Raw genomic sequence first — 15916 nt, forward strand, 5'->3', positions numbered from 1 at the left:
CCGCCCGCTCCCCGCGATCCCGCGGTTCGGTGGCCGCTGAAAGCCGCGAACGGCCACAAACCATCGGCTGAAGCTGCAAGATCGCGGGGAGTGGCGGGCGGGGTCGTACGATCGCAGCCATGGGCGGGCATGTGACGGGGCCGGTGGCCGCGCTCGCGGACGGGCTGCCCGGCTGGGTGACCCTGTTGCGGGCGCCCAACCCCGGGCCGATGACGCTGGACGGGACGAACACCTGGGTGCTGCGTGCCGCCCCGGGCGCGCCCGCCGTGGTGGTCGACCCCGGACCGGCGGACGAGGGCCACCTGGGCCGGATCGCCGCGCACGGCCCGGTCGGCTCGGTGCTGATCACCCACGGGCACCCCGACCACACCGAGGGCTCCGCCCGCCTCGCCGACCTGCTCGACGGGGCCGCCGTGCGGGCCGCCGACCCGGCGCACACCATCGGCGCGGCGCCGCTGACCCCGGACGCCCCGGTGGAGGCAGCCGGCTTCACCGTCCGCCTGGTGCCGACCCCCGGGCACACCGCCGACTCGGTCTGCTTCCTCGCCGAGCACGGCGACGAGCGGGTCGTGCTCACCGGCGACACCATCCTTGGCCGGGGCACCACCGTGGTCGCCCACCCCGACGGGCACCTCGGCGACTACCTCGCCAGCCTCGAACTGCTCTCCGCGTACCGGGGGATCCCGGCGCTGCCCGGGCACGGCCCGGCGCTGGCCGACTGCGGCGCGGCGGCGGAGTTCTACCTGGCCCACCGGCGGGCCCGGCTCGACCAGGTCCGCGCGGCGGTCGAGGCCGGCGCGACCACCGCGCCCGAGGTGGTCGCCCGGGTCTACGCCGACGTCGACCGGTCGCTCTGGTGGGCCGCCGAGTGGTCGGTCCGGGCCCAGCTGGAGTACCTCGGGGTCACCCCCCGGGAATCCGGCGCCGGGGCCACGGAGTTGGAGCAACCGTGACCTGCCCCGTGTGCGGCACCGTCGCCGTGCCCGGCGCCCGCTTCTGCCACAACTGCGGCGCCGCGCTGCCGGCCGCCGCCAGCCTGCCCGCCGCCGAGCGGCGGGTCGTCACCGTGCTCTTCGGCGACCTGTCCGACTTCACCTCCTGGTCGGAGGACCTGGACCCGGAACGCGTCGGCGCGGTCACCGACCGGGTGCTCGCCGCGCTCGCCGGAGCGGTCAAGACCTTCGGCGGCCACGTCGACAAGCTCACCGGCGACGGCATCATGGCGGTCTTCGGCGCGCCGGTCGCGCACGAGGACGACGCCGAACGGGCGGTCCGCGCCGCGCTGTCCATGCAGCGGGCGGTCCGCCGGGTGCTCGACGACGAGCGGGGCGGCGGCGCGCCGCTCGGCCTGCGGGTCGGCCTGAACACCGGCGACGTGATCGCCGGTATCCAGGCGGCCATCGAGTACACGGTCATCGGCGACACGGTGAACACCGCCGCCCGGCTCGCCGACGCCGCCGCCGTCGGCGCGGTCTACGGCGGTGCGCGCACCTCCGCCGCCACCCGGCACGTCGCCTCCTGGCGGGCGCTGCGCCCGCTGCGGCTCAAGGGCAAGCGCGAGCCGGTGGAGGCGTACGAGCTGCTGGGGCTCCTGGACGCCCCGGGCACCCGCTCGGGCCTCGGCGACGAGGCCCCGTTCGTCGGCCGGGAGACCGAGATCGGCCGGGTCGCCGGCCGGCTCGCCGAGGTGATCGACCGGGGCGAGCCCCGGGTGCTGCTGATGACCGCCGAGGCGGGGATCGGCAAGTCCCGCTTCGCCGCCGAGGTGGAACGCCTCGCCGCCGGCTACGACGTCGGCGCGGGCCGGTACGCCGCGCACACCGGCGCCCGGGTGCTCTCCGTCCGCTGCGCCGCCTTCGGCGAGCGGCGCCGGCTCGCCCCGCTGGCCGACCTGGTCCGGGCCGCGGTCGGCCTGCCCAACGACACGTCCACCGCGCTCACCCGCCCGGCCGTGGAGGAGCGGCTGCGCCGGCTCGGCCAGCGGCTCGGCCGGCAGGGCGGCACCCCGCTCGCCACCGACCAGCTGCTGGCCCTGCTCGGATACGCCGAGCTGCCCGGCGGGCACGGCAGCGCCACCGACAACGGGGAGTGGACCGCCGGCGGCCCGCCGGCCGACGCCGAGGCGGTGCCGAACGCGGTCGCCGGCCTGCTCAGCGCCCTGGCCACCGAGGCGCCGCTGGTGATCGTCGTGGACGACCTGCACGACGCCACCGCCGAGACGATCAGCGCGCTCGGGCTGACGCTGTCCCGGCTCACCGGCCCGGCGCTGGTGCTGCTGCTCGGCCGGCCGGAGCTGGTGCGCACCGCGGGGGCGCTGACCCGGGTCGCCGACGCCGAGGTGCACGCGCTGCCCCCGCTGCGCGGCGCCGACGCCGCCCGGCTGCTCACCACCTACCTCGGCGGCGGCCGGCTGCCGCAGGCCGACGCGGACCGGCTCCTCGCCACCGCCCAGGGCAACCCGTTCTACCTCGCCGAACTGGTCACCCTGCTGATGGAGCGGGGCGCGCTCACCGCGGTCGCCGAGCGGAGCGCCGGCAACCCCGGCGGCTGGCGGCTGGCGCCCGGCTCGCTGGGCAGCCGGCTGCTCTCCCGCGACCTGGCTGCCGTGCTCGCCGCCCGCATCGACGCGCTGCCGGCGGACGCCCGCTCGGTGCTGCGGGACGCCGCCGTGGTCGGCGACACCGTGCCGACCGGCACCCTGGAGGCGCTCCGCGAGCTCCGCGTCGGGCGGGACGGCCGGCCCGCCGCGGTGGCCGCGGTCGAGCTGGAGCGGGCCGTCGAGGAGCTGCTGCAACGCCGCATGCTGCACCGCACCCGCACCGGGTACGCCTTCGCCACGCCGCTGATGCGGGAGGCCGCGTACGCCGGGGTGAGCAAGGCCGAGCTGGCCGAGCGGCACGCCGCGCTGGCCCGGTGGGCGGCCCCGGTGCCGGACGCCGCGGCCACCCCGCCCGGCGGCTTCACCGACCCGGCCCGGGACGACTTCGTGGCCGAGCACGTCGAGCGGGCCGCCGTGCTCGCCGACGCGGTCAAGCTCCGGCCGGACGCGCCGGCCCGCACGGTCGCCCCGCAGGGCGTGGCCGCGCTGGGCCGGGCCGTTCGCCGGTCGATGCACGCCGGCGAGCCGGCCCTGGCCGTCGAGTACGCCGAACGCGCCGCCGAGCTGGCCCGGGACGGGGTGCCCGCCGCCGACCGCGTGGTGCACGCCCGCGCCCTGCTCCAGGTGGGCCGCCCCGCCGACGCGCTCGCCTTCGCCGAGAAGATCGCGGCCAACGCCGGCGACGACGCGGCCACCCGGACGAGCGCGCTCCTGCTCGCCGGGCAGGCCCACCAGACCCTCGGCGACCAGGCCCGGGCGGTGACCTGCTGGCAGGAGGCGTTGCAGGTGGCCACCGCCGGCGAGCTGCCGACGCTGCGCGCCTCGGCGATGCGCCGGCTCGGGATGGCCGATTTCGTCGCCGGTCGGCTCGGCCAGGCCAGCAGCCGCCTCGCCGCGTCGTACCAGGTCAGCCTCGCCGCGCAGGACCGGCGGGGGCAGGCCTGGTCGTTGCAGAACCTGGCCTGGGTGACCACCACCCGGGGCGACTTCGCCGGCACCGACGCGGTGCTCGGCCGGGCCGCCCGGCTCTTCGCCGAGCTGAAGGACCCGTACGGGCGGGCCTGGCTGCGCGGCACCACCGCGTTCGCCCGGCTGCTCGCCGGCCGGCTGAACGAGGCGTGCCGGCTGGCGAACGTCTTCCTGCCCTTCGGCGAGCGGGTCGGCGAGGCGTGGGCGGTCGGCACGCTGCGCGCGGTCGAGGCGTTCGCCGGCGCCGAGCTGGGCGAGATCGCCGAGGCGGACCGGTCGGCACGCCGGGCGTACCGGGACTTCGCCGAGGTCTCCGACGACTGGGGACGCGGCTTCGCCCTGGTGGTGCGGGGTGTGGTGGCGCGAGGCCTGGGCGAGCCGGAGCACGCCGCCGACCTGCTCACCGACGCCCTCGCGTACGGCGAGCGCACCTCGCACCCGCTGCTCACCGGGATGGCCGGCACGATGCGCGGCTTCGTCGCGCTGGACATGGGCGACTGCGAGACCGCCGAGCGGGACGCCCGGGCGGTGCTGACGGCCGTCGAACCGCACAACCCGCAGGCGCCGGCCCAGGTCGCGCCCCGGGTGCTGCTGGCGACCGCCCGGCTCGTCGCCGGCGACTCGGCCACCGCGGTCGGGCTGCTCGCCCCGGTGGCCACCACCGCCGCGAACGCCCCGACGCTGCTCTTCTCCCGCCGCCAGACGATGGCCCGGTACGCCTCCGCCCTGCTCGCCCACGGTCAGCGGGAGCAGGCGCTGGACTGGGCCCGCCGGGCGGTCGCCGCCCCCGCCGAGGACGTACGCAGCCAGGTGATCGGGGCGAGCGTGCTGGCCGAGGCGCTGGCCGCCTGCGGAAGGCCCGTCGAGGCGCTGGCCTGCGCCGAGGAGGCGGTCCGCCTGGCGTACGCGACCGAGCAGCGCAGCGAACGCGCCGCCGCCGACGCCCTCCGCGCCCGCCTCACACCTACCCCCTGACCCCACCCCACCCCCCACCCCCACCCCACCCCCGCCCCGCGCCCCGCACCCCCCGCTTGGGCGCACTTTCGGAGAAAGAGTGGCTATTCCACTGCGGATAGCGACTCTTTCTCCGAAAGTGCGCGCGAAGGGGGTGGGGGTGGGGGAGGGGGCAGGTCTGGCGGTTTCGGGGATGTGCGTGTCGGTGGGGGCGGTTAGCGTGTCCTTCCACGCGGTCGGTCACCCGGCCGTGCCCTGGGGGTGGGGAGGACAGATGAGGCTGCCGCGTTCCGGCGCCGGCTGGACGATCGCGGTCTTCGGCGTCCTGGCGCTGCTGCTCGGCGCGCTCGGGTTGGTCTGGCCCGAGGCGCAGTTGCGGATGCTCGGCTTCGAGGTGCCCGCGCGGCGGGCGGCCGGCGACTACACCGGCACGTTCCTCACCGCCTCGTCGATGGCCTCGTTCAACATGGGCGTCTACTACCTGCTGGCGGTCGCCACCGAGTGGCGGGCCTTCTACCGGTTCACGGTGGTCTTCCGGCTGGTCACCTTCACCGTCTTCACCCTGACCGTGCTGGCCGACGTCGCGCCGGACCGCTTCTTCGGCGTCGCCCTCTGGGAGGGGCTCGGGGCGGTCGCCACCGCCGTCGGCCTGCGCTGGGACGCCCGCCGGGCGGTCGCCCCGACATCCGTCGATGGCCCGGACGGCGTCGGGTCGGGTGCCGGTGAGAGCGCCGGTCCCGCACCGGCCGCCGGTACGGTCCGCTGAGCGCTCCGGCGGGACGGGTATTTTCAGAGCTGTGACCGAGACCCCGCCCGGCGCCCTCCGGCTGCCCATCGTGCCCGGTCTGACCGATCTGCGGGTGTTCGCCCGGGGTGGCTACGCGACCGTCTACCGGGCCACGCAGATCTCGGTGGGGCGCGAGGTCGCCGTCAAGGTGGAGAACCGCACGCTGGACAGCGAGCGCGACCAGGCCCGGTTCCTCCGGGAGGCGCGCGCGGCCGGGAAGATGTCGTCCCACCCGCACGTGGTGGACCTCTTCGACGTCGGGGTCACCGTCGACCAGCACCCGTATCTGATCATGGAGCTCTGCGACGGCTCGTACGCCGAGCGGATGCGCACCTCGCCGCTCGGCCCGGCGGAGACCCGCGACCTCGGCATCAAGATCGCCGATGCGCTGGCCCACTCGCACGCGGCCGGGGTGCTGCACCGCGACGTCAAGCCGGCCAACATCCTGCACTCGCACTTCAACCCGGCGGTGCTGGCCGACTTCGGGCTGGCGGTGCTGGCCGAGGTGCGCGACGCCTCGGTCACCCTGGAGGTGCTCACCCCGGCGTACGCCCCGCCGGAGATGTTCAGCCACAGCCCGCCATCGCCGGCCGTCGACGTGTACGCGCTCTGCGCCACCCTCTACGCGGTGATGCACGGCCGCCCGCCACGCTGGCAGTCGGAGCGGAACCCGAGCCTGGTCACCGTGCTGGAGATGTTCAACCAGCCCATCCCGGAGCTGCCCGGGGTGCCGACCGAGCTGGTCGACGTGCTGCGCGCCGGGATGTCCAACGACCCGGGCGCGCGTCCCTCCGCGCTCGAGCTTCGGGACCTGCTCACCGCGCTGCCGCTCGGCTCGGTCCCGTCCCCGGTCAGCGGGGCGCCGGTGAGTGGAGCGCCGATCTCCGGGGGCCCCTCCGGGCCGTACACCGTGGACCGGTCCGGGCCGCCGCGGCCGGTGCCCGAGGACGCCCACCCGACCGTGCCGCACGGGCGACGCCGGCGGCGGCGGTGGTTCCTCGGCGGCGCCGGGGTCCTCGCCCTGGCCGCCTCGGCGAGCGCCGGTGCCTGGGTCGCCGGCAACGCCGCGTCCGTGGCCGCCCCCACGCCGACGCCGACCGCCACCGGATCCGCCTCGCCGGCCGCGTGGGGCTCGCTGCCGGGCTGCGTCGCCGGCTCGTCCCCGTTGACTTTGCCTCCCGGGGCGCACTGCGCGTCGGGGCTGGAGTGCTTCGGCCCGGTGCGGTTGCGCGGCGACCGGGCCGTGGCGCCGCAGGTGTCCTGCGACGGCCGGCACACCTGGGAGACCTATGTGGAGGGCGAGCTGCCTCCCGCGCTGGTCGGCGCGGGGCACACCGCGATCAGCGCGGACCCGGCCGTCCGCCGGGTCTGCAACACGCGTACCTTCCGGCTCACCAGCGGGCTGGCCTACCCCACCGGCTGGAACCTGGAGGTCCTGCCGCCGAGCGGCACGGAGACCGGCCGGACGTACCGCTGCCTGGCCGGCAAGGGCGTGGACGCGCTCGCCTCGCCCACCCTCATCGGTCCCTGAGGTCGTCCAGCCCCTCCAGTTTCGCGCGGACGGCAGCGCTGTCCAGCGCGTCGAGGGTGTCCGCGTCGAGCACCGGGGGGCCGGCGTCCGGCGGCCCCGGCGGGGTGACGCCCGTCGTCGAGGGCTGCTCGCGCAGGGCGGCCACGGCGGTGCCGGCGACCGTGGCCAGCAGCACGCAGAGCAGCGCCAGCCCCACCGTCAGGATGTTGGCGGGGTGCCGCACGAGCAGGGTCACCAGCACCGCGACGGCGCCGAGCGACGCGACCGCCGCCACGGCGCGCGGGCCCGGCCTGAGGATTCGTCCCACCCGACAAGCATCTCCGGGTGGGACGCGCTGTCAATCCGCGCACCGGATCCGCGGGGCGTCTGCTCGCTGGAGAAGGTCACCGTGGACGCCGGCACCGTGTACGCCGTCGGCGCGCCGTACAGCGAGATCGACGCCTTCCTGCTGCTGCGTTCCGACGCCGCCGGTTGGCGGGTGGTCGACGACCACGTGCCGCCGGAGCCGGGCGGGCCGACTGCCGGGCCGGAGCCGGACTGGTTCGAGGAGACGGGGTCCTGAGGGCGGAAGGATGCCAAACAGCGTCGACAATGAAAATTTCGTTACATCGTCCGGATAATTGGTCCCTTTGGTGGCGTTTCGCCGGGCCGCGAGCATTGTCTGCCGCCCCTAGGGTGACGGAGGTCGAGGTTCACCTCGACAATCCCCGTCCTCCACCGGAAGGCAGCACATGCCACGTACTTCCCGGTCCCTGGCCGCGGCAGGAATCGCCGGCCTCTTCCTCGCCGGATCGGCGATCGCGCCCGCAACCGCGTCGCCCGTCACCACCGGCTGGGGTCGACCCACCACATCGGACCGCACCAGTCCCGCCGAGGCCCGGCGGGTCGACCGCGTGCCCACGCCCAAGCTCGACTGGTACGCCTGCTACGACTACGCCGAGTGCGCGACCACCCGGTTGCCGCTGGACTACGACCAGCCCAAGGGAGCCACCACCGAGATCGCGCTGCTCCGGGTCAAGGCCCGCGACCAGCAGAGCCGGATCGGCAGCCTCTTCCTCAACCCGGGCGGCCCCGGCGGCTCCGGCACCGACATCGCGCTCGCCGCGCCGTACTTCCTCTCCGACGAGCTGCTGGACCGTTTCGACATCGTCGGCGTCGACCCGCGCGGCGTCGCCGCCAGTGACAACGTCAAGTGCTTCCCGTCGGTCAAGGACCAGACCAGGGCGTACGCCGGGCTGAACGTGGCGTTCCCGTGGACGAAGGCCGAGGAGAAGGCGTACATCGACTCGTCGAAGGCGGTCGGCCGAGCCTGCTCCACCACCGGCAAGCCGCTGACCGGGGCGATGTCCACCGCCGAGGTCGCCCGCGACATGGAGGTGCTGCGCCGGGCGGTGGGCGACAAGAAGCTCAGCTACCTCGGCTTCAGCTACGGCACCGCGCTCGGCCAGTACTACGCCAACATGTTCCCGGACCGGGTCCGCGCGCTGGTCGTCGACGGGGTGCTCGACCCGAACGCCTGGGTCGGCCAGGGCAAGGCCCGCGGCGACCTGCAGGAGACCCGGCTGCGCAGCGCCGACGGCGCGTACAAAGCGCTGCACGAGATCCTGCTCCGCTGCGACAAGGCCGGCGAGCAGGCGTGCCCGCTGGCGGCCGGCGACCCGGTCGCCTCGTACGAGCTGGTGGCGCAGCGGCTGCGCAAGAAGCCGGTGGTGATCGACGACCCGGACGCGGGCTCGTTCACCGTCAGCTACGCCGACTTCGTCGGCGCCAGCCTCAGCTCCCTCTACAGCCCGTACGGCTACGCCGACATCGCCTCGATCACCGCCGACCTGCTGGTGCTCACCGATCCGGGATCGGCCACCTCGGCCCGCCTGGCGCAGGCCCGCACGGCCGTCGCCAAGCGCGCCGAGCAGGCCCGGCAGCAGCGCCGGTACGACTTCCCGTACAACAACGGGCTGGAGACGTTCCTCGGTGTCGACTGCACCGACGCGTACCACCCGACGGACGCGGGTGCCTGGCCGGCGCTGACGGCCAAGGAGGACAAGCGGGCCCCGTACTTCGGGCGGGCCTGGGGCTGGAGCGCCGCGCCGTGCGCCCGGAACACCTGGACGGTGCGCGACGAGGACGCCTACACCGGTCCGTTCAACCGGAAGACCAGCGCCCCGGTGCTGGTGGTCGGCAACTACTGGGACCCGGCCACCAACTACGACGCGGCGGTCAGCTCGGCGAAGCTGCTGCCGAACAGCCGGCTGCTCAGCAGCGACAGCTGGGGGCACACCGCCTACGGGACGTCCGCCTGCGTGACCGGTGCCGTCGACGCCTACCTGCTCAAGGGCACGTTGCCGAAGAAGGGCACCCGCTGCACCGGTGACGTGCAGCCCTTCGTCGAGGTGCCGGCCGAGCCGGAGACGTCGCGGGCCGCCGCGCCGAAGAGCGCGCTGGCCGCCGAGGGCGAGCCGGCCCCGGGTGAGCCGAAGCGGCTGCCGCCGGTCGTCGCGCCGCGGCCCGCCGTGGGGACGCTGACGGTGCGCTGACGGTGCGTTGAAGGACGCCGGGGTACGGCGGGCGCTCGGGTCGCCTGTCGTACCCCGGTCACTTTCCACGCGGTTCGGATGACCACCGAAGTGGTGGGAAGCCGCTACTGTCGGTGTCCCGCAGGCCGTGTCCGTCAGCGAGGTAGCCCGATGAACGACAGCTCCTCCCCGAGGTTCCGCTCGGTCGCGACCACGCTGGCCGTGGCGCTGACCCTGACGCTGGCCGCCGCGGCCGGTTGCGACAACCGGCAGGATCCGCAGCTCCCCTCGGTGCTGGACAAGTTGCGCGAGTCGCACATCGACGGCCAGCCGAAGATCAGGATCGGGGTGGCGGCCACCGAGCCGCTGATGGGCGAGCTGCGCAACGGCAGCTACGTCGGCTTCGACGTCGAGATCGCCCGGTACATCGCCGCCTCCCTCGGTTACGAGGGCGACCAGCGGATCGACTTCGTCTCGCTGGCCACCGAGGATCGCATCCCGGCCCTCCAGGGCGGCGTGGTCGACCTGGTGGTCTCCAGCTTCTCGATCACCGAGGAGCGCAAGAAGCAGGTCGGCTTCGCCGGGCCGTACTTCGTCACCACCCAGGAGGTGATGGTCCCGAACCGGCTGAAGGACAAGATCCGCACCATCGAGGACCTTCGCGACCCGGCGTACAAGATCTGCACCAGTGGCGGCTCCACCACCGAGGCCGAGCTGGAGAAACACCAGGTCAAGGCGCTGGTGGTGAAGCGGGTCGGCGACTGCGTCAACGGCATCCGCGAGGGGCGGTACGACGCGGTCAGCTCCGACGAGACCATCCTCGCCGGCTTCCTCTCCCAGTACCCGACCGAGTTCGAGATCGTCGACATGCCGTTCGGCACCAGCGAGACGCTCGGCATCGGGGTGCCGATCGGCGACCCGGCCCTGCGCGACCTGGTCGCCTTCTTCCTCGACAAGAGCTACCAGCAGGGGCGCTCCGGGATCAGCAGTCCCTGGCTGACCGCGTACAACCGGACGCTGGGGCCCTGGATGAGGGGGCCGAAGTCGCAGCCGCAGCCGCTGGACGTACCCAAGCTGGTCGACTTCGACGACAAGGCGCCCCGGCGGTGAGCGCCCCGGCGGTGCCCGCCCAGCGTGACGTGGGCCCCGCCGGGCCAGCGCGGGAGGGGAGCGACCCGGCCGAGCGGCGGGCCCGGGCCAGCCAGTCGTTCTGGACGGCCGTGGTCGGCGTGCCGGCGATCTTCTCCGTGCTCCGGCTCGGCGTCGAGGCCGGCGGCGAACTCCAGACCACCCTGCTCCTGGTGGCGAACGTCGGCCCGGTGAACCTGCTGGCCGGCTTCCTCACCACGGCCGCCCGACTGCTCTCCACGGGCCTGGTCGCGGTCTTCGCGCTCGGCGCGGTGCTCCGGGTGAGCGTGGAGCGGATGCCGGCCAGCTTCCGCCGGCCGCTCTTCGCCCGCTGGGTGGACATCACCCCGGCCTGGTTCGTGGTCGCCAGCTTCCTGCTCGCCCTGGTCACCTGGCAGCTGCTCTACCTGCCGCTGCTGATCCCGGCGTTCGTCGCCGCGTTCCAGCTCACCCCGGCCCGGCTGCACGAGCAGGTCGCGCCCCGGCTGCTGCTGCTCGCCGCCCTGTTCGTCGGGTACGCCTGGCTGCTCGCGCCGACCCTGCGGGACGCCTGGCGGCAGGGGGAGTTGCTGGCCCTGCTGTTGCTCGTCGCGCCGCCGCTGCTCGCGCTCGGCGTCACCGGTCCGCTGCCGGCGGCGGTGATCCGGCCACTGGCCTCGCTGACCGAGGCGGCCGTGCTCGCCATGCTGGTCTGGGCCGCGCTGCCGGTGATCAGCACGCCGGTGCTGCCGCTCACCGTCACCACCGTGGAGTCGACGCCCGGCGTCACCGAGGACGTCCGCGGGCACGTGGTGACCGTGGACGACGTGAACGTGGTGCTGCTCCAGGAGCGCGGCGGCGTCCGCTACGTGCCGGTGGACCAGGTGCGCGCCCAGGTGCTCTGCCCCAGCGAGGAGGAGCTGCCCCGGCACCGGCTGCGCATCCGCGACTTCCACGTCGAGGACTCGCTGCTGGAGGGGACGGGCCGGCGGGTGCGCCCGGTGCACCGCATCGACGCCGCCTGCCGCGCCGTGGGCTGAGCTGCCCGTAGCGGCCACCACGGGTACGACCGGCCCGCCCGGCGCCCGGGCCCGGCGTCGCCCCGCCGGCCCCGGGCGCCCGGCCGATCAGCCGAACGCGGTGGTGTAGTACCGCACCCGGTAGAAGCGGGCGCCGCTCTTGCTGTGGTTGCCGGAGCTGAAGTGGATGGTGCGGCTCCAGTCACCCTCGCCGGAGCCCGGCACCACCCAGGTCCGCACCCCGTTCGGCAGCCGGGTGTACGCCTTGACGTGGTCCGCCCCGCTGACCTGGCCGGAGGTGAACTGCCAGCTGTTGCCGGCGTACACCAGTTGCAGCGAGCGCACGTTGTACGACGAGGTGAAGAAGTAGCCGCTGCCGTCGTGGTCGGGCAGGATGTCGTGCCCGACCTTCGCCCGCCCCGCGCCGTCGCTGAAGGTCAGCTTCGTCCGGTACGACAACCGGGTGCTGGACCCGTTGCCGGTGATCCCGTAGAGGCGCACCTCACCGGTGCCCACGGCGATGACGAAGCCGTTCTGGTGGTAGATGACCCCGTGCGCGCCGGGAAAGCCGTAGAACTTGACGGCCCGGGTGCCCGGCTTGCCGCCGTTGGTCGACGGCACGAACAGGTGCAGGCCGCCGCCGCTGGCCGAGCCGGTCGGCCCCTTGGAGGGGGCCACCACGATCGCCCCCTTGCCCTCGATCCGCTCGATCGAGTGCGGGTTGCCGTCCACGGCGGCCTGCCAGACGATCCCGCCGGTCCGCGAGGAGCCGATCGCGCTCTCGTCGATCATCGCGGCCCGGCCCAGGTAGTCGCCCACCCCGGAGGACGTCACCAGCATGACGTTGCCCCAGTTCGCGCTGCCCCGCCGCTTGACGTCGGAGAGGTTCGTCCACGTACCGGTGGTGCTCGGCGCCTTCCACAGCACCGTGCCGCTGCTCCAGGCGGCGGGGTTGAACCTGAGGATCCGACCGCTGGCCTGCTCGGTCGCCATCACGTAGTGGGTCGCGGCCTCGGCCGGCGCGGCGCCGAGCAGCCCGGCGGGCCGGCGCGGCCACCGCCGCGCCCGCGAGCCCCCTGAGTACGGCTCTTCTGTCCATGACACCCTCCCCTGTGGTCTGTCACCGTCGATGGTGACAGTGGGGAGTCGTCGGATCACGGTGTCGGTCCGGCCACCCTTTCCGGTCCGGCGCCCGGATCCACCCGGGTCAGTAGGACTTGTCCTGACCGAGGACGTGCTGGGCGACGAAGTTGAGGATCATCTCCCGGCTGACCGGGGCGATCCGGCCGGCGCGTACCGCGCCGAGCAGGGTGGCGACGCCGTACTCGGTGGTCATGCCGGCCCCGCCGAGGGCCTGCACGGCGGTGTCCACGGCCAGCGCGGCGGCCTCGCCGGCGGCGTACTTGGCCATGTTGCCGGAGATGCCGGCCTCCAGGTCGCGGCCGGCGTCGTACAGGGTGGCCGCCTTGTGGATCATCAGTCGGGCCAGTTCCACCTGCACCGCCGCGTGCGCGAGGGGGTGCGCCACGCCCTGGTGCGAGCCGATGCTCCGCCCGCCCCAGACCTTGCGGGTGGCGGTGTACTCGCTGGCCCGCTCGATCGCGTACCGGCCGGTGCCGGCGCCCATCGCGGCGACGGTGATCCGCTCCGGGTTGAGCCCGGCGAACAGCGCCGGCAGCCCGGCGTCCAGGGACTCGCCGACCAGCGCGTCGGCGGGCAGCCGCACGTCGTCGAGGTAGAGCAGGAACTGGTTCTCCGGGGAGAGGATCTCCATGTCCAGTTTGGAGCGGGTCAGCCCGGGCGCGTCGGTCGGCACGATGAACAGCGCCGGCTTCAGCTTCTGGGGAGACGCATCCCCTGAGCCGCCTTGGCCGTCTCCGACGGCGACACGGGCCACGACCAGCACGTACTGCGCCTCGTCGACTCCGGAGATGTAGCACTTGCGGCCGGAGAGCAGCCAGTCGTCGCCGTCGCGGCGGGCCACCGTGCCGAGCCGGTGGAAGTTCGAGCCGGCCTCCGGCTCGGTGATCGCGAAGACGATCTTCTGGGTGCCGTCGGCCAGGCCGGGCAGGTGGCGCTTGCGCTGCTCGTCGGTGCCGTGCTTGTTGATCACCGTGGCGGCGATGGCCGGGGAGACCACCAGCAGCAGCAGCGGGCAGCCGGCCGCCGCCAGCTCCTCGCAGACGAGGGCCAGTTCGGTGATGCCGCCGCCCCCGCCGCCGTACTCGGTGGGGATGTTGACGCCGAGGTAGCCGAGCCGGCCGGCCTCGCTCCACAGCTCGGCGGTGTGTTCCCCCGACTTCGCTTTCGCTACGAAATAGGAGTGGCCGTACCGCCGGCCCAGCGCGCGGACGGCGTCGCGGAGCTGGTCCTGCTCGGGGGTGAGGTCGAAGTTCATCGGGGGTCCTCCTCGGGGTTGACCACGGCCAGCACGGCGCCGGTGTCGACCTGGCCGCCGGCCGGCACCGGCAGTTCGGCGACCACGCCGTCGGTCGGGGCGAGCACGGGGTGTTCGAGCTTCATCGCTTCCAGGGTCAGCAGCAGGTCGCCGGCGGCGACCCGCTGACCGACCGCCACGTGCACCCGGCTCACCGCGCCGGGCAGCGGCGCCAGCAGCGACCCGGCCGCCAGCTCCGCGGTGGGCAGCGGGAACCGGGGCAGCTCGATCAGGCTCGTCGCCCCGTCCGGGCCGTCCACGAAGACCGCCGATCCCACCCGGTGTACGCGGAACGCCCGGCGCACGCCGTCCACCTCGAGCACCACCCGGTCCGGCCTCGCCTCGACCAGCGCCACCGTCGGCGGCTGCCCGGCCAGGCCGGCCTCGGCCGCGGGTCCGGCCTCCGTGGACGGCCCGTCGGCCGATGTCACGCCCGGGTCGGTGTGCCACTGCGCCAGCGCGCCGGCGCGGTCCAGCCGGTAGCGCACCTCGATCTCGCCGCCGTCCGGCCCGGCGTAGCGGGTGACCTGCGGGAACGCCGGCACGTTCCGCCAGCCGGAGGGGAGCCCGGCGAGCACGCCCGCCGCGGCGCGGCGGGCGGCGGCCGAGGCGAGCGCGGCGGCCAGCGCCGCCAGCGGCGACCGGTCGGCGGGGAGCAGCGGGGCGAAGACCTCGGGGTGCCGGTCCAGGAAACCGGTGTCCGCCTCGGCCGCCGCGAACTCGGCGCTGCGCAGTACCCGGACCAGCAGGTCCCGGTTGGTGGCGACGCCGTGGAACTGGGCCCGGGCCAGCGCACCCGCCAGCGCCCGGACCGCCTCCGCCCGGGTCGGCGCCCAGGCGACCAGCTTGGCCAGCATCGAGTCGTAGTGCACGCCCACCGTCGAGCCGTCCGTCACGCCGGAATCCAGTCGCAGCCCCTTCGTCGGGGCGAACGCCCCGGTCACCCCCGGGACGGCGAACCGGTGCAGGGTGCCGGTCGCGGGACGGAAGCCCTGGGCGGGGTCCTCCGCGCAGAGGCGTACCTCGATCGCGTGGCCGTCGACCGGCGGGGTCGCCGCCACCGGCAGCGGCTCGCCCTCGGCGACCAGCAGTTGCAGCCGGACCAGGTCCAGGCCGGTGACCGCCTCGGTGACCGGGTGCTCCACCTGGAGCCGGGTGTTCATCTCCAGGAAGTAGAACTCGGCGGTCGGGGCGAGCAGGAACTCCACCGTGCCCGCGCCGACGTAGTCGACGGCCCGGCCGGCGGCGACCGCCGCCTCGTGCAGCCGCTGCCGCACCTGCGGCCCGACGACTGCCGGGGCCTCCTCGACGATCTTCTGGTGCCGGCGCTGGATCGAGCAGTCCCGCTCGCCCAGCGCGACCATGGTGCCGTGGGTGTCGCCGAAAATCTGCACCTCGACGTGCCGGCCGCGCTCCACGTACCGCTCGATGAAGACCGTGCCGTCGCCGAACGCGGCGGCCGCCTCGCGGCGCGCGGAGGCGACGGCCTCGGCGAGGTCGGCGGCGTCGCGGACCACCCGCATGCCCCGCCCGCCGCCGCCGGCGGACGCCTTGACCAGCACCGGGAAGTCGGTGATCTGGTCGGGGTCGGTCCAGGTCGGCAGCATCGGCACGCCCGCCTCGGCGAGCAGCGCCTTCGCCTCCATCTTGTCGCCCATCGCGGCGATCGCCTTGGCCGGCGGGCCGACCCAGGTCAGCCCCGCGTCGGTCACCGCCGCGGCGAACTCGGCGTTCTCGGCGAGGAAGCCGTAGCCCGGATGCACGGCGTCCGCGCCGGTCCGCCGGGCCGCGTCCAGGATCTGCTCGATCCGCAGGTACGTCTCGGCCGGCGTGTTCCCCGGCAGCCGCACCGCGTGGTCGGCCTCGGCGACGAACGGCGCGTCGGCGTCGGCGTCCGAGTGCACGGCGACCGTCTCCACGCCGAGCGCCCGGCAGGTGGCGAAGACCCGGCGGGCGATCTCGCCCCGGTTGGCCACCAGCAGTCGGTTGATCATGAGTGG

Annotated in this window: 12 protein-coding genes; 8 read left to right on the forward strand and 4 right to left on the reverse strand. The window is 74.8% G+C overall.

Annotation, left to right across the window (positions count from 1 at the left end; translation table 11 throughout):
* The first annotated feature begins 119 nt into the window (after positions 1-119).
* From GA0074696_RS04375 to GA0074696_RS04390, 4 genes are all read left to right on the forward strand, one after another.
* Positions 120-953: an MBL fold metallo-hydrolase gene (locus GA0074696_RS04375; RefSeq protein WP_088959896.1), complete on the forward strand. Its 834-nt coding sequence runs from the start codon at positions 120-122 to the stop codon at positions 951-953.
* On the forward strand, positions 950-4543 hold the full coding sequence (locus GA0074696_RS04380) for an adenylate/guanylate cyclase domain-containing protein (protein WP_088959897.1): 3594 nt from the start codon (positions 950-952) through the stop codon (positions 4541-4543). Before GA0074696_RS04375 ends, GA0074696_RS04380 begins: the two co-directional genes overlap by 4 nt.
* 253 nt (positions 4544-4796) lie before the next feature.
* Entirely contained in the window at positions 4797-5288 is a 492-nt protein-coding gene (locus GA0074696_RS04385; protein WP_088959898.1) for a hypothetical protein, read from the forward strand.
* 31 nt (positions 5289-5319) lie between these two features.
* Complete coding sequence (locus tag GA0074696_RS04390; protein ID WP_088959899.1) at positions 5320-6840, forward strand: serine/threonine-protein kinase; 1521 nt, start codon at positions 5320-5322, stop codon at positions 6838-6840.
* On the opposite strand, the gene GA0074696_RS04395 is transcribed toward GA0074696_RS04390, so the two are convergent.
* Positions 6827-7147: a hypothetical protein gene (locus GA0074696_RS04395; RefSeq protein ID WP_157745821.1), complete on the reverse strand. Its 321-nt coding sequence runs from the start codon at positions 7145-7147 to the stop codon at positions 6827-6829. The genes GA0074696_RS04390 and GA0074696_RS04395 overlap by 14 nt on opposite strands.
* Positions 7148-7228: 81 nt before the next feature.
* Here GA0074696_RS04395 and GA0074696_RS30660 point away from each other — a divergent pair, with 81 nt between their 5' ends.
* The 4 genes from GA0074696_RS30660 (at position 7229) to GA0074696_RS04410 (ending at position 11500) form a co-directional block, all read left to right on the forward strand.
* Complete coding sequence (locus GA0074696_RS30660) at positions 7229-7402, forward strand: hypothetical protein (protein WP_157745823.1); 174 nt, start codon at positions 7229-7231, stop codon at positions 7400-7402.
* 169 nt (positions 7403-7571) lie between these two features.
* Positions 7572-9374 carry an alpha/beta hydrolase gene (locus tag GA0074696_RS04400; RefSeq protein WP_088959901.1) on the forward strand — a complete coding sequence of 601 codons (1803 nt, stop codon included), beginning with the start codon at positions 7572-7574 and terminating at the stop codon, positions 9372-9374.
* Positions 9375-9524: 150 nt separating this feature from the next.
* Positions 9525-10463 (forward strand): transporter substrate-binding domain-containing protein, encoded by a 939-nt coding sequence (locus tag GA0074696_RS04405; RefSeq protein ID WP_088959902.1) that lies wholly within the window; start codon positions 9525-9527, stop codon positions 10461-10463.
* Positions 10460-11500 carry a hypothetical protein gene (locus GA0074696_RS04410; protein WP_088959903.1) on the forward strand — a complete coding sequence of 347 codons (1041 nt, stop codon included), beginning with the start codon at positions 10460-10462 and terminating at the stop codon, positions 11498-11500. The genes GA0074696_RS04405 and GA0074696_RS04410 overlap by 4 nt, the downstream gene beginning before the upstream one ends.
* 87 nt (positions 11501-11587) lie before the next feature.
* On the opposite strand, the gene GA0074696_RS04415 is transcribed toward GA0074696_RS04410, so the two are convergent.
* The 3 genes from GA0074696_RS04415 to GA0074696_RS04425 form a co-directional block, all read right to left on the reverse strand.
* The gene (locus GA0074696_RS04415; RefSeq protein ID WP_157745825.1) at positions 11588-12583 is read right to left on the reverse strand and encodes a hypothetical protein; all 996 of its coding nucleotides are present in this window, start codon (positions 12581-12583) and stop codon (positions 11588-11590) included.
* A 103-nt stretch (positions 12584-12686) separates the two neighbouring features.
* A complete protein-coding gene (locus GA0074696_RS04420) occupies positions 12687-13877 on the reverse strand; it encodes an acyl-CoA dehydrogenase family protein (protein ID WP_088959905.1) in 1191 nt (396 codons plus the stop codon).
* Positions 13874-15910 carry an ATP-binding protein gene (locus GA0074696_RS04425; RefSeq protein WP_088959906.1) on the reverse strand — a complete coding sequence of 679 codons (2037 nt, stop codon included), beginning with the start codon at positions 15908-15910 and terminating at the stop codon, positions 13874-13876. Before GA0074696_RS04425 ends, GA0074696_RS04420 begins: the two co-directional genes overlap by 4 nt.
* Positions 15911-15916: the final 6 nt, after the last annotated feature.

Source organism: Micromonospora purpureochromogenes (assembly GCF_900091515.1).
In the GTDB taxonomy this organism is placed as follows: Bacteria; Actinomycetota; Actinomycetes; order Mycobacteriales; family Micromonosporaceae; genus Micromonospora; species Micromonospora purpureochromogenes.

Bases quoted from the DNA above. Each gene is read 5' to 3' on its own strand.
- GA0074696_RS04405 (WP_088959902.1), top strand. From the start codon at position 9,525: ATGAACGACAGCTCCTCCCCGAGGTTCCGCTCGGTCGCGACCACGCTG.
- GA0074696_RS04425 (WP_088959906.1), bottom strand. From the start codon at position 15,910: ATGATCAACCGACTGCTGGTGGCCAACCGGGGCGAGATCGCCCGCCGG.
- GA0074696_RS04375 (WP_088959896.1), top strand. From the start codon at position 120: ATGGGCGGGCATGTGACGGGGCCGGTGGCCGCGCTCGCGGACGGGCTG.
- GA0074696_RS04385 (WP_088959898.1), top strand. From the start codon at position 4,797: ATGAGGCTGCCGCGTTCCGGCGCCGGCTGGACGATCGCGGTCTTCGGC.
- GA0074696_RS04420 (WP_088959905.1), bottom strand. From the start codon at position 13,877: ATGAACTTCGACCTCACCCCCGAGCAGGACCAGCTCCGCGACGCCGTC.
- GA0074696_RS04400 (WP_088959901.1), top strand. From the start codon at position 7,572: ATGCCACGTACTTCCCGGTCCCTGGCCGCGGCAGGAATCGCCGGCCTC.